Below are 13,778 nucleotides of genomic sequence, written 5' to 3' on the forward strand. Positions count from 1 at the left end.
GTTCACCATCTCTATAAAACTAAAAAGCAGTATGGGCAACTCCCATACTGCTTGAATCTAAGTATTTTCTTCCACTTTTTGCTTGTTTTACAATCGCTTCAAATAGGCTTCCCAACCTACTTTTCGGTATTCGGCGGCCTTTTGGGCGGGCTGCTCATCTTGGTAAATTCCTCGGCCCACAATCATCAAATCAATGCCTCTTTTTTCAAAGGCTTCTTGCGGACTATTGTATTGCTGGCCCAAATTATCAGAGCCACCGCCTAGCTTAATGCCTGGGGTAAACATCAAAAGTCCCGCATCTCTTGGTCGTTTGTTTTGGCTAACCACGCCCACAACCACTTCTTGCTGCTCTTGAGCAATGGCCAAGGCTTTTTTCATGTACTCTCTGCTGGTTAAGGTATCTACAGTCGACATTTGGGCCACTACTATCAAACCCACATTTTTTTCTAGCGCAATTTGCTTTAAGGCTTCTACACTAGAGGCACCCGCCACCACATGCACGGTAATCAGATCGGCCCAATCGGCAATGCAGTAAGGGGCGGCCTTAAATTGTTGTTGAACGATATGCCCAATATCGGCAAATTTGCGGTCCTCAAATAAGAGGAAATTATGGCGTTTGGCCAAAGCTTGCAGCTCAACAACCAGCTCTTGATCAAAGTCTTCAATGCTGTCCATATGCGTTTTCAAAACGGCAATATATGGTCCTACTTCTTGGGCCAATTGCAGCAACTTGGCTTTGGTCCCCACATCCGCAGAGCAACAAAGATTGGTTTGCTTTTGCTCCATGATGTCAATGAGGCGCTTGGTGACCCCATTTTCTGCATTCACTTTGATGGTCGAGTAGTTGAGGCGGGGAACGGCCTTGCGCTGCAAACGCAATTGCTCATAACCAATCTGGTTGTTCTGCACAAAGGCCAAGGTCAAATTATACATCTGCTCATCAATGCGATCATGCCGATACAAAATGTCCAAAATCTCAGCAATGGTATAGACCGACAAGGCCTGATAACCTTGTTTTTCCAAGGTCGATACGCCCCCCTGCATACGATCCACAATCGAAATGACATAGTCCACTTCCAAGCCTTCGGCCTCAATAACTTCCAAGGTCTCAATCATCGAGATGCCACTACTGATGACGTCATCAATAACAACGGCTTTTTGGCCCTCTTCAAAGACACCTTCTACCATTTTTTTGGTCCCATGCTTTTTCACTTCCTTGCGCTTGACGATCATCGGCTTGTTGTGCATCATCGATAAGGCCGAGCTGAGCGAAAGGGCCGCATAAGGTACCCCACACAAATGGTCAAATTCCAAATCTTTGATCAATTCCCAAAGTTGCTCGCTAATTTCTTGCAGCAGTTTGGGGTAGGCCACCACTCGTCTAAAATCTAAGTAAAAAGGCGAGGACAAGCCGCTCTTTAGCGTAAACTGCCCAAATTGTAATACGCCCAATTCTTCCAATTTCAGTAAAAGCGCTTCTTTCTTTTGCATAGTTTTATTAGTTGTGATGATGTTGTTTTAATGTTTTTTTGGGGCCTCCTGCCTGCGGCAGGCGCTACGTTTCAGGGCTCGCTATTCGCTCGGCCCTTCGCCAGCAAGCTGGCTCGGTCTGGCCTGACGGCCACCCTTGCACATCGCTAGGCCGCTCATCTTTTGTACAAATTCTAAGTCTTATATCGCTGGCCTCAAACCCTAAACCGCTGATTTACAGCTATTAGCCGCAATAAAGAAATCTTTAATTAAAGATTTAACGAAATAAAGATTCCGTTAAATAAAGAATTAAAGAAATAACGGAATCTTTATTTCTTTATCGCCAAACGCTCGGCCTCAATTTGGGCCAAAGCCTCTTTTGCAGCCGGGGTCGGATAAGCCCCATCCAAGCAAGCCATGCAAAAATCAGCATGCTCAAAAATAGCTTTTAGGTCCTCTAATTTTTGATAAATTAAGGCATCAGCTCCAATGTAATCGCAAATCTCTTGATCGCTGCGACCCACCGCCAATAACTCCGTACTCACTGACATGTCAATCCCATAAATACAGGGATGCTTGATGGCCGGCGCTGCCGAAACAAAATAGACTTTTTCGGCCCCAGCTTCTCGCAAAATTTGGACGATCCGCTTGGAGGTCGTGCCCCGAACAATAGAATCATCAACTACCAATAATTTTTTGCCCTTGATGGTCCTTGCTATGGGATTGAGCTTGCGCTTGACCAAAGCCTCCCGCTCTACCTGTGAGGGCGAAATAAAACTGCGGCCAATATAATTGCTTTTGACTAAGCCCCTTTTGTAGGGAATGTCTAAGGCCTCCGCCAAACCCGAAGCCGCAAAATAACCCGAACTTGGCACATCTATAACCATATCGGCTTCTAGGCCCATTTCCCGAACTTTTTGGGCCAGCATTCTACCCATTTTTACTCTTTGACCCGCTACTAATTTGCCCTGCAACTCACTGTCTTCTCGCGCAAAGTAGATAAACTCAAACACACAGAATTTCTCCGCCGTTTTATGGCCCAAACTACTATGCAATTGACGATTTTCATCAATAAATACAATCTCTCCCGCCTTCAATTCCCGAATGGGCGTATACCCCAAATGATCAAAACAAACACTTTCTGAAGCAAAACCATAAACGGGCTGCCCATCAGGCCCTTCTTTTTGGCCCAAAACTAAGGGCCGAATCCCATTGGGGTCGCAAAAGGCCAAAAGGCCATGATTGGCAATGGCCGCAATGACCGAATAAGCCCCATGTACCTTTTTTTGGGTCTCGCTAACGGCATCAAATATATCGGCTGGACCAATCTGGGCCAGGTCTTTTTTATTCAATTCCGAGCTAAAAGTATAGAGCAAAAGCTCTAAATCATTACTGGTCGCTGGCAAAATATGATACTCCTTATACAAGCGATTATGCACTTCTTCAAAGTTGCTCACATTGCCGTTGTGCACCATCGCAATCCCAAAAGGATAATTGGCCGCAATCGGCTGGGCGTTAATGAGTTCATTGCTGCCATGGGTGGTATAACGCACATGCCCCAAACCAATGTTTCCCTGCAAACGATCAGCATGCCGCTGCGCAAAAACATCATTGACTAAGCCCAATCCCTTTTTGATATGAAAGCTTTTTTCAAAGGTAATAATGCCCGCCGCATCTTGCCCCCTGTGCTGCAAAGCACTCAAACCCAACATCAAGTCATAGACAATATTGGGCTTTCCATAAAAACCGACAATTCCACACATATTTATTGCTTGTTTTTGCTGCTAAAAAGTTGATACAAGGCCTGAGGATAAAGCTGATGCTCTACCGCCAAACCTCTCCGCTCTACCTCTTCTATCGTTTTAACCCCCTTTAAATCAACTGGAGCCTGAGCGATTATTGGACCTGTATCTAAGCCCTGATCGACCAAATGCACGGTGATTTTTGTTTCTTCCAATCCCCCATCAAAGGCCCATTTATAGGCCCCCAATCCCTGATGAACTCGGGTGTCCGCAGGATGAATATTGACAATTCTTCCCGCATAAGCGGCTACAAAAGGAGCCGATAGTACCCGCATATAGCCCGCTAAAACAATGTAATCAGGCCGATATTTTTCTAATAAAGCCAATACTTCAGCATCAAAATCAAGGCGCTTTTTGCCCCAACTCGGAATGCAATCTACCGCCAAACCCAAGGCCTCTACTTTGGCCAAAACAGGCGCCTTAGGCTGGTTGGAAAAGACCAAAACGGCCTCGGCCAGATTCGCTAAACATCCATTTTGCATGCTCGCCAAAATGTTCATCAAATTGGACCCCCGTCCAGAGGCAAATAGGGCTATTTTTTTCATTTTTTTTGATCTTTTGGGGCCTCCGCAGCAATGCTGCGGCGCTATGTTCCAGGGCTCGCAGGTCTGCTCGGCCCTGCAGCCGCCTGCGGCGGCTTGGGTCTGGCCCTTTGGGCCACCCTTGCACAGCGCTAGGCCATTAGGGCCTGGCTGTGTTTTAGGCTTTTAATACTTTATAGGTTCTCTGGCCAATATCTTTACGGTAAAAAGCCCCCTCAAAACTCAGTTGCTGACAAGCCTCATAGGCTTTTTCTTGGGCTGCTTTTAAGGTAGGCGCTTGGGCCATCATGTTTAATACTCTTCCCCCACTGCTGCAAAGTTGCCCATCTATTCGACTGACGCCAGCATAAAAAACAAGGACATCTTCAGGCATTTGGCCCCGACAAAGTAGGGGCATCCCTTTGGGATAAACACCAGGGTAACCTGGCGCAACTTGGACCAAATCCACAAAGTAGCCCGGCCAAAATTCCATTTCCGCCCGATCCAATTGACCCGATAAACAGGCTTGAACTAAGGGCAAAAGCGGCGTTTTGAGCTGTGGCAAAAGCACCTCTGTTTCCGGGTCCCCAAAACGAACATTGTATTCTAAGAGCTTTGGCCCCTCTTCCGAAAGCATGACACCAAAATAAATAACACCTTTGTAGTCTAGGTTTTCAGCAGAAAGACCAGCCATAGTAGGGGCAATAATTTCTTCTTGAATTTGGGCCAAAATGTCTTCATGGCAAGCAGGAACAGGAGAAATTACCCCCATTCCGCCCGTATTGGGCCCCAAATCGCCATCCAATAGCTGTTTGTGGTCCTGTGCTGGGGGAAACAATTTACAGTTTTGGCCATCGGTAAAGCCCAAAATGGAAATCTCGTCGCCAATGATTTTTTCTTCTAATAAAAAGCGAGCGCTGGGACCATATTTTTTAATCAGCTCGTCCAAAGCGGCTGTTAATTGGTCCATATTGCTGCAGACAAAAACGCCTTTGCCGCCCGCTAGACCATCAAATTTTAGGACCAAATTTCCCGAATACTGGGCCGCAAATGCTTTGGCCTCAGCCAATTCTTGGCCCGAAAAAGCCTTAAACTTGGTGGTGCTGACGCCATGCTTTTGCATAAAGTTTTTGGCAAAAATCTTTGAGGCTTCTAACTGGGCCGCCGCCTGAGTTGGCCCAACAATTTGAATATTAGTATGTGCCCGAAAATAATCGACAATGCCATCGGTTAGGGGCTGTTCTGGCCCCACAAAAATATAATCGATTTGCTGGGCTTGGCTATATTGGGCCAAAGACTCAAAATCCTGAATATCAATAGCTGCTGAATTGGGAATACCCGCATTTCCAGGCCAGCAAAAAACATTTTCTTGGCCCAATTCCTGGGCAAATTTCCAGCTTAGGGCATGTTCTCTGCCCCCACTTCCTAAAATGGCAATACGCATAATTCAAGAGTATTTATAAATGTCTTTTGGAGAATAAAATCAGCTGATTTTGGGTGCTACAGGGCGCAAAGCGCCCGCAGGCAATAGCCAAATTTAAACGCACTCACTTTTATAGTTTGCAGCAATTTCCCGCTAGTCGGCCCTATTTTTCTCGGCCATAGCGAAGGCTATGCCCTTAAAAAATAGCTAGCCTAGCAGAAAATTCATAGCCAACTATGGCCAAAGCAGCGCGATTAAATCTGGCTGAGGGGCTGTAGCAGGGCCGCCGAAGGCGGCAGACCAAAGGCTTTTGTAGCGAAGCGAAAAAGCCTGCAGGGCCGAGCGAACAGCGAGCTGCGAAATGGCCCGACCCGCCCAAAGGGCGGGGCAGCCCCAAATCCTACTGCTTCAAAAGCAGCTGCGTTTGTTCCAAAACGAGCTCACAAATGCGAACCGCATCGCCCAGATAAGTATGCGGACGCAGGACCTTGCAGCGGTTTTTGATCTCCTCGGAAATATCGAGTCCATCCACCAAGGCAAAAAGGCTGTCTAAAGTGGGTTTTTTGCCTCGAGAAGCCACTTTGAGGAGATTATAAGGATCTTCTACACCAGCAATTTTGAGAATAGTTTGGATGGGCTCGGCCAAAAGCTCCGGACTTTGGTCCAAAACGGCCGCGCATTGGGCCTCATTTACGGCCAATTTATTCAGTCCTCTCAAGGTCTCGCCGATGGCCATATAGGCATGGGCCAGGGCCACCCCCATGTTGCGCTCCACCGTAGAATCGGAAAGATCGCGCTGCATTCTGGAGCGGCAAAGTTTATCGGAAAGCACCGTCAATAGGCCATTAGAGAGCATCATATTGCCCTCGCTGTTTTCAAAATTGATGGGGTTGACCTTATGCGGCATAGTCGAAGAACCAACCTCGCCAGCCTTGCTGCGCTCATAAAAAAGCTCATAAGAAATATAGAGCCAGCAATCGACATCTAGGTCCATGACGATATTATTGAGGCGGCGACTGAGATCGAAGTAGTCGGCCCAGCTATCATGGTCCTCAATTTGAGTGGTGGCCAAGTTCAATGCAAAGCCTTCTTGGGCCAAGAAATTTTGGGCAAAATCTAGCCAATCTACCTCTGGAAAAGCGGCCAACATGGCCGAATAATTACCCACCGCCCCGCTCAATTTGGCATAAAAGCGATGATTTTTCAGCTTTTCATATACCCGAGCGATGCGATTGATATAAACCGCCAACTCTTTGCCCACCGTAGAAGGCGACGCTTTTTGTCCATGGGTTTTTGTGGGAAAAGGGATGCTTTTCCAGTCTTCGGCCAATTGCATGAGCTTTTGCAAAAGTTGCTCAATTTGAGGCAATTGGACCTCTTCCAAATAGCCTTTGAGCATATAATTGTAGGCCATATTATTGGCATCCTCAGAGGTCAGGGCAAAATGAAAAAGTTGGTCCTGACTGATCTGAGTTTTCTCTCGCAAGAAGATTTCGCAAGCCTTGACATCATGCATTGTTTTTTGCTCAATGGCTTTGATGGCCTGATAATCTTCTTCTGAAAAATGCTCAATGAGGTCTTCTAGTCGCTGCCGTTCTTCGGCAGAAAGGGCCGGAAAAACACCCAGTTTATCTAGGGCCAAAGCATAGCGCAATTCTAGTTTGCAGCGATTGTACATCAGGGCAAATTCAGAAAAATAGTCGCCATGTTGGGGCAGTTTTCGGGCATAGCGCCCATCTAAAGGAGAAATCGCTTTATGGTTCATAGTTTATTTTAATTCTACGGTGGGAAGCTGCTCCACTAAGCCAGCTTTTAATAGATTTTTGGCCATTCTTTGGGCCGGTTCTTCGCTTGAGGGCGACCATTTTTCGCCTAGAATACATTCGTAAATTTCACGATAGCGGCGACTGGTTTCTTGGGCGACCGGTTCGGGCAGTTCTTGAGGCAATTGGCCCTCTATTTTATTGGCCAGCATCCATTGCCGCAAAAATTCCTTATCGAGTTGCTCGACGATCAAGGGGTCTTTTTCATAATCAGCCTGTCGCCAAAATCGAGAAGAATCTGGAGTATGGATTTCATCAATCAAAATGATTTGATCGCCAATTTTGCCAAATTCATATTTGGTATCGACTAGCAAAATGCCTTTGGGGGCCAAATATTGCTGCCCAAAAGCAAAAAGCGCCAAGGCTTTTTTGGCCAAATAATCCCATTCTTCAGCGCTGGCCAAGCCCGCGGCAATAATTTCAGCTGGACTCATTTCCTCATCATCTTCCGTTTTGGCGGTGGGCGTTAAAATGGGCTGCTCAAAAGCCTGATTTTTGCGCAAACCATCGGGCAATTCTAGGCCCGAAAATAGGCGTTTGCCCTTTGTATAAGCCCGCCAAATGGAGCCCGTCAAATAGGCACGGACGACCAACTCAATTTTGAAGCTTTTGGCCTCTTTGACCAAGGTCAAATTGGGGTCAATTTGGGCCAAAAAATGATTGGGAATAATCTGCTGCGTTTGCTGCATCCAAAAGTTGGCAAGGCTATTTAGTATGGCCCCTTTTTCTGGAATTGGGGTCTTAATTTTCAGATTAAAAGCAGAAATTCGATCACTCAAAGCAATCAAACGCCGCTGCTCATCCACCCCAAAACTATCCCGAACTTTTCCCGAATGTAAAAGCGGCAATCCGCTGATGCTCAGTTTTTTTATTTGCTGCATATTGATGACTGTTTTGTTTTTTGGGGCCTCCGCAGCTTTGCTGCGGCGCTACGTTGCGGGGCTCGCTATTCGCTCGGCCCTTCGGCGGCAAAGCCGCCTCGGTCTGGCCCTAGGGGCCACCCCTTCACATCGCTAGGCCAGCGGGCTGCGCCCGCTTCCAAACGAAAATGGACCATTTAATGCTTAAAGTGACGCAATCCAGTAAATAACATGGCCATATCGGCCTGATCGCAGGCGGCAATTACCGATTTATCTCGAATAGAGCCGCCGGGCTGCAAAATATAGCGGATGCCTGCTTGGGCGGCTAGTTCTACATTATCGGCAAAAGGGAAAAAGGCATCAGAAACTAGGTAGCATTGGCCCAAAATGCCAGCTACATCTTCTGCGCCTTCTCTTTGCAAGTTTTCTTTGGCCTTCTCAATGGCTAATTTAGTGGCAACTAGGCGGTTGGGCTGGCCTGCCCCCATGCCCAAAATGCGGTATTGCTGTTGATTTACCGCTTGGACCAGCGCAATCGCATTAGATTTTATGCTCTTAATGGCCTGCAAACCAAATTCAACTAAGCCTTTGGCGGCTTCATCTTTGGGGAATGGGCGTGCTGTGACCGATTCTTGTTGCTTGTATAGGGCCAGGTCCGCTTCTTGGACCAACAAACTGCCGGAGAGATAGCGATAATCGACGGCCTTTTCAAGGCGAGCGATATCGAGCTCTAAAACCCGCAAGTTTTTGTGTTGCTGCAAGTATTCTAGGGCTGCAGCAGTAATTTTTGGGGCAATAACGACCTCCACAAACTTGCGTTGGCTGCGGTCCTCGGCATCTAACTGAAAAAACTCGGCAGTTTTGAGTTCTAAAGGTTGATTGAAGGCGATGATAGAGCCAAAAGCAGAAATGGGGTCGCCAGACCAAGCAGCTTCTAGGGCTGCTCTTTGGTCCATACTTTTGGCCAGGCCGCAAGGATTGCTATGTTTGACCACCGCAACAGCCTGTCCGCCTAATCCCCGAACAGCATCTACAGCGCCTTGTACATCCAAAAGATTATTATAAGAAAGGGCCTTACCATGCAAAATGCGAATATCGGCCAAGCTGAGGGCCGAGCTATTTTCTCGGTAAAAGTCGGCGGCTTGATGGCTATTTTCGCCATAGCGCAAAGAGCGGCCTTGTTTAAAGCTGAGGCGGAGGCTCTTTTTGCCCAATTCTTCATCCATACGCATAGCAATGCGGGCATCATAATCGGCGGTATGGTTAAAGGCCTTGGCCATCAATTGTTGGCGGAGGGCCAGGCTAGTTTGGCCATTTTGGCTTTGGAGTTCGGCCAAAAAGCCTTCATAATCGCTAGATTGGACCAAAACGGCCACATCCTTAAAGTTTTTGGCGGCGGCTCTAATCATGGTAGGTCCACCAATGTCAATATTTTCGATTAGGGTGGGGAAATCGGCGCCAGCTTCTTGGACCTTTTGGAAGGGATAGAGATTGCAAACCACCAAATCAATGCCCTCAATATTTAGGTTTTGGGCCTCTTGGGCATCGCGTTCTCGGTCGAATAAAAGGGCCGAGCCAATTTGGAAAGAAATCGTTTTCATTCGGCCACCAAAGGCTTCTGGATTTCCCGTAACGGCTTGAATATCGGTATAGGGAATTTTGGCCTCTTTTAGCCTTCGGCCTGTGCCGCCCGTAGAAATCAGTTCAACGCCTAAATTTTGAAGGCCTTGGGCCAAGGGAATCAAATTCGACTTATCGGAAACAGAGAGAAGAGCTCTTTTAATTTTGCGAAGCTGCATAAGAAGCAATTGAGAGAGAAGTGAGAGAAAAATTAGTGGTGCATTTGGCCTAGCGATGTGCAAGGGTGGCCGTCAGGCCAGACCGAGCCAGCGAAGCTGGCGAAGGGCCGAGCAGACCTGCGAGCCCTGAAACGTAGCGCCGCAAGGCGAAGCCGCAGCGGAGGCCCCAAACCTTAATTCGCTTGAATATGTTGCACAATATTTTTGAAAAACTTCAGGCCCCAGCCTTCATCGGAAAGTTGAGGATTTTGGCGTTTCATTTTGGGCCAATTGGGGTGATTATAGAAGCTTAAAAAAGCTTCTGGATGGGGCATTAGGCCGAACACCTGGCCTGTGGGGTCGCAAAGTCCGGCGCAAGAGAGTTCTGAGCCATTTGGATTGGCGGGATATTCTGTGGCTGAGTCGCCATTTTCTAGGCAATAGCTCAGGCAATTGAGCGCTTTTGTGCGGACAATCTGCTTGAGGGTTTCATCGCCAAAGAGGAGGCGGCCTTCTCCGTGGCGGACTGGCAGCGGGATAATATTGATCCCCTTGAGGAATGGGCTTTCGGAATTGGGATTGACCTTACAGTAGACCCAGCGGTCCTCGTATTGGCTAGAGAGATTGGGCAAAAGGCTAGATTGTTGGGCAAAACTGAGGCGGGTATTGGGCAAAAGGCCTAGGCGCACCAACATTTGGAAGCCATTGCAAATGCCCATAATAAAATGGCCATTATTGAGGAAAATTTTGAGTTCATCGAGCAGGCTATTGCCGTTGGGGAGCTGCTTATATCGGATTTTATTGGCCATCACTTTGCCCGAGGCCAGATCATCTCCGAAAGAGAAGCCGCCGGGGAAGTGAATCAATTGATATTGGTGAATATTGTGGCCCTCTAGAAGGACCTCATTAAAGTGGTGGATATGAGCTTGGGCGCCTGCCAATTGGTAGGCGGCGGCGGTTTCTTCTTCGCAGTTAATCCCAAAGCCAGTTAGCACAAGGACTTGTACCATAATAAGTTATTTAGTAAAGGGAGGTCCAGAAATTAGAGAGAAAGCGTTTGCGACCAGGCCATTTCCAACTGCTCATTGGAGAGTTGGACCAGCTCCTCTTGGCCGAGTTGGATAGTCAGCTGTTGGTCTTCGCTCACTTGGCCCAAGAAAAAGGCAGCATCGCCCATAATTTCTTCAAAAGCAGCTTGATTTTGGGGAGCGATAGAGACCAAAAAGCGAGAATTTGACTCGGAAAACAGCAGTTGCCAGGCCGTCAAATCGCCCAATTGATCCAATTGAATATTGGCGCCCAAATCGCCACCGAAACAAGACTCGGCCAAGGCAACGGCCAGGCCGCCATCGGATAAATCGTGGCTAGAGGTGATCAATTTAGCTTCATTAGCCTGCATGACCTTGAGATAAAGAGCTTTGGCGGCTTCTTTTCGGACCTTAGGAACATTGGCGCCCAACTCGCCAAATAGCTGATAAAACTCAGAGGCGCCCAATTCATTGTAAGTGGTACCGACTTGATAAATAAGATCGCCAGCAACTTTAAAATCAGAGCTAATCGCTTGGCGAACATCCTTCATTTTGGCGGTAAAAGAATAGAGAATAGTGGGCGGGACCGAAATCTTTTGGCCCTCTGCCTTAAAGTCGTTTTTCATGCTATCCTTGCCTGAAGTGAGGGGGATATCGAAAAAGCTGGCCATATCATAAAGCGCTTGGCACATCTGCACCAATTTGGCGAGTTTGAGTTTGCCGTCTGGATTATGTTCGGGATGAAACTCCGAATCGGGCACACAAAAGTTATCGTTAATGGACCAGAAAACATCATCGTTTTCGGTCATATTGGGTAGGCGACCGCCCACCGAAATAATTTGGCGGAGCGCCTCATCAAAGGCGCTGGCTGACATCTGATAGGCATCAATATCGCCATAGCGGGGAATAATGCCATTAGAAACGGCCACCCCTTGATAATCAGAGAAATCAAAGCGAAGAACAGCCGCATCTTGAGGGGCTTTTCCCTTGGCGCCCATTAGCGGTTTGAGAATCGTTTTGCCTTTGACCTCATGGTCATATTGGCGGATAATACTTTCTCTAGAGCAGATATTTAGGCTACTCATAAGAGCTAAGAGTAGTTGATTATAATCTAAGCTTTCGGGAAGCGCTGGCTCTTGGAGTTTTGGTTTTTCCCATTCGGCCCACATTTCTTTTTGGGGAACGCCTTCATGCAAAAACTGCATACTCAATAAGGCAATTTGTTCCTCTTCGTAGCGAATATCTAGGTAGCCATCATTGGTGAAATAGCCAATATCAGAGAGCTCCACTTCATATTGTTGCGCAAGTTTTTCTAAAGCGGGCCATTTTTCTGTTTCCACGACCAAAGTCATGCGTTCTTGCGACTCCGAGACAAATATTTCCCAGGGGCGAAGTCCTGCATATTTTAGCGGTACTTTTTCCAATTGGACCAAAGCCCCGCCGCTAATTTCGGCCAATTCGCCTACCGAAGAAGAGAGTCCCCCTGCGCCATTATCCGTGCTACATTTGATGAGTCCTTGAGCGGTAGCTACCCGCATAAAATCGTAAAGCATTTTTTGGGTGATAGGGCTACCAATTTGGACCGCAGACATAGGGGAATGCTCATCAATCTCGATAGAAGAGAAGGTAGCGCCATGAATGCCATCTTTGCCCACTCTACCGCCGGCCATAATGATGCGATCATTCGCATCAATTGGTTTTTCCCAGCTATTTTTGCCTAAATAATCATAGGGCATAATGCCTCCTGTACCACAATAGACCAAAGGTTTGCCGCTATAGCGTTCATCAAAGACGATTGAGCCGTTGACCGTGGGCACACCCGACTTATTTCCACCATCTTCGATCCCCGAAACCACCCCTTCCATGATTTGGCGGGGGTGCAATTGGCCCTTGAGTAGGGCTTTGCTGTAGTTGGGGGGGCCAAAACAAAGGACATTTGTATTAAAGAGCAGTTGAGCACCTCCCACTCCTGTTCCGAGTGGATCGCGATTGTTTCCCAAAATGCCTGTAATTGCCCCACCATAAGGATCGAGGGCCGAAGGCGAGTTATGCGTTTCTACTTTCCAGACAAACAGATGTTTATCCGTAGCTTTAACCACTCCAGCATTATCAGAAAACACCTTAACCAGCCAATCATTTCCTTTTTCGGCCAAAGAAGCGGCCACATTATCGGTAGCCCCTTTGATGAAGGTCTTAAAGAGCGAATGAATCTCTTGTTCTTCGCCAGTTGCTAGGTTTTTATAGTGAATCAAGGCATTAAATTCCTTGTGTTTGCAGTGCTCGGACCAAGTTTGGGCCAGCACTTCTAGCTCGCAGTCAGTTGGTTGGGCGGGCAAGCCTTTGGTCGCTCTAAAGGTTTGGACCGCCTCACTGCCATAATAATCTCGAATGGCTTGCATTTCGGCTAAATTGAGGGCCAAGACCATTTCCTTAGACAGTCGCAGCAGCTCTTCATCGCTCAAAGGGGCCAAATCAATCAGTTGACGCTCTTTATTGGCTTGTATCTGTACTTTAGGAACATAAAAAGGGCGATCAAAACCACCTTCTAGGGCCTTGAAATAGCTAAAATGATGAATTAGTGGGTTGCCCAAAAGGCGCTGGGCCAAGGCCTTGAGCTCTTTGGCCGTCAACTCTTTTTCTATGAGGTAGATGGTTTGGCTAAAGATGCGCTGTTCTTCTGGCTCGAAGGGCAGATTGAAAAAATCGGCCCAGGCCATTTGGGCCGAGCGGCCCTCATCATCTGTAACGCCAGGCAATTGGGCAATGGCGACAGCCGAGGAAAAACCTGCGGGCCAGTTTAATTGATTGATTTCAATTTGGTCCGTCAAAGGATCTTGAATACAAGCCTCGGCAAAGGCCAATAGCTGCTCCTCTTGGGCCTCTTCGGCCAAAGAAAAGAGCTGAACCAAACGGATTTCGCCCGTTTTGAGGCCTAGCTGTCGATTGGCAGCTTGCACAATCTTCTGGCCCTGCCAATCGGCTAAATCGGGGCGCAGATAACGGAATATATGTGGGTAGTTGCTCATTAAATTAGGTATCTGGTCCAAGAAAAAAAGACTGCCCAATTTGGGCA

9 protein-coding genes are annotated in these 13,778 nt (G+C 47.5%); all 9 read right to left on the reverse strand.

Annotated features, from left to right (window positions below):
- Positions 1 to 87: 87 nt before the first annotated feature.
- The 9 genes from pyrF to SAPGRDRAFT_RS00185 all read right to left on the reverse strand — a co-directional run bounded on the left by pyrF (position 88) and on the right by SAPGRDRAFT_RS00185 (position 13,731).
- Entirely contained in the window at positions 88 to 1,491 is a 1,404-nt protein-coding gene (pyrF, locus tag SAPGRDRAFT_RS00140; RefSeq protein WP_002656174.1) for an orotidine-5'-phosphate decarboxylase, read from the reverse strand.
- 308 nt (positions 1,492 to 1,799) lie between these two features.
- Positions 1,800 to 3,233 (reverse strand): amidophosphoribosyltransferase, encoded by a 1,434-nt coding sequence (gene purF / locus SAPGRDRAFT_RS00145; RefSeq protein ID WP_002656176.1) that lies wholly within the window; start codon positions 3,231 to 3,233, stop codon positions 1,800 to 1,802.
- A 2-nt stretch (positions 3,234 to 3,235) separates the two neighbouring features.
- Positions 3,236 to 3,817 (reverse strand): phosphoribosylglycinamide formyltransferase, encoded by a 582-nt coding sequence (purN, locus tag SAPGRDRAFT_RS00150; protein WP_002656178.1) that lies wholly within the window; start codon positions 3,815 to 3,817, stop codon positions 3,236 to 3,238.
- A 154-nt stretch (positions 3,818 to 3,971) separates the two neighbouring features.
- Positions 3,972 to 5,237: a phosphoribosylamine--glycine ligase gene (gene purD / locus SAPGRDRAFT_RS00155; protein ID WP_002656180.1), complete on the reverse strand. Its 1,266-nt coding sequence runs from the start codon at positions 5,235 to 5,237 to the stop codon at positions 3,972 to 3,974.
- A gap of 379 nt (positions 5,238 to 5,616) precedes the next feature.
- Positions 5,617 to 6,981: an adenylosuccinate lyase gene (gene purB, locus SAPGRDRAFT_RS00165; RefSeq protein ID WP_002656182.1), complete on the reverse strand. Its 1,365-nt coding sequence runs from the start codon at positions 6,979 to 6,981 to the stop codon at positions 5,617 to 5,619.
- A 3-nt stretch (positions 6,982 to 6,984) separates the two neighbouring features.
- The gene (locus SAPGRDRAFT_RS00170) at positions 6,985 to 7,920 is read right to left on the reverse strand and encodes a phosphoribosylaminoimidazolesuccinocarboxamide synthase (RefSeq protein WP_002656183.1); all 936 of its coding nucleotides are present in this window, start codon (positions 7,918 to 7,920) and stop codon (positions 6,985 to 6,987) included.
- A 176-nt stretch (positions 7,921 to 8,096) separates the two neighbouring features.
- Complete coding sequence (gene purH, locus SAPGRDRAFT_RS00175) at positions 8,097 to 9,698, reverse strand: bifunctional phosphoribosylaminoimidazolecarboxamide formyltransferase/IMP cyclohydrolase (RefSeq protein ID WP_002656185.1); 1,602 nt, start codon at positions 9,696 to 9,698, stop codon at positions 8,097 to 8,099.
- A 173-nt stretch (positions 9,699 to 9,871) separates the two neighbouring features.
- Entirely contained in the window at positions 9,872 to 10,687 is an 816-nt protein-coding gene (locus SAPGRDRAFT_RS00180) for a phosphoribosylformylglycinamidine synthase subunit PurQ (protein WP_002656187.1), read from the reverse strand.
- Positions 10,688 to 10,719: 32 nt separating this feature from the next.
- Entirely contained in the window at positions 10,720 to 13,731 is a 3,012-nt protein-coding gene (locus SAPGRDRAFT_RS00185; protein WP_037349545.1) for a phosphoribosylformylglycinamidine synthase subunit PurL, read from the reverse strand.
- Between the last annotated feature and the right edge of the window lie 47 nt (positions 13,732 to 13,778).

The sequence above is a fragment of the Saprospira grandis DSM 2844 genome (assembly GCF_000275825.1).
GTDB lineage: Bacteria > Bacteroidota > Bacteroidia > Chitinophagales > Saprospiraceae > Saprospira > Saprospira grandis_A.

Bases quoted from the DNA above. Each gene is read 5' to 3' on its own strand.
- pyrF (WP_002656174.1), bottom strand. From the start codon at position 1,491: ATGCAAAAGAAAGAAGCGCTTTTACTGAAATTGGAAGAATTGGGCGTA.
- SAPGRDRAFT_RS00185 (WP_037349545.1), bottom strand. From the start codon at position 13,731: ATGAGCAACTACCCACATATATTCCGTTATCTGCGCCCCGATTTAGCC.
- purN (WP_002656178.1), bottom strand. From the start codon at position 3,817: ATGAAAAAAATAGCCCTATTTGCCTCTGGACGGGGGTCCAATTTGATG.
- purD (WP_002656180.1), bottom strand. From the start codon at position 5,237: ATGCGTATTGCCATTTTAGGAAGTGGGGGCAGAGAACATGCCCTAAGC.
- purB (WP_002656182.1), bottom strand. From the start codon at position 6,981: ATGAACCATAAAGCGATTTCTCCTTTAGATGGGCGCTATGCCCGAAAA.
- SAPGRDRAFT_RS00180 (WP_002656187.1), bottom strand. From the start codon at position 10,687: ATGGTACAAGTCCTTGTGCTAACTGGCTTTGGGATTAACTGCGAAGAA.
- purF (WP_002656176.1), bottom strand. From the start codon at position 3,233: ATGTGTGGAATTGTCGGTTTTTATGGAAAGCCCAATATTGTCTATGAC.
- purH (WP_002656185.1), bottom strand. From the start codon at position 9,698: ATGCAGCTTCGCAAAATTAAAAGAGCTCTTCTCTCTGTTTCCGATAAG.
- SAPGRDRAFT_RS00170 (WP_002656183.1), bottom strand. From the start codon at position 7,920: ATGCAGCAAATAAAAAAACTGAGCATCAGCGGATTGCCGCTTTTACAT.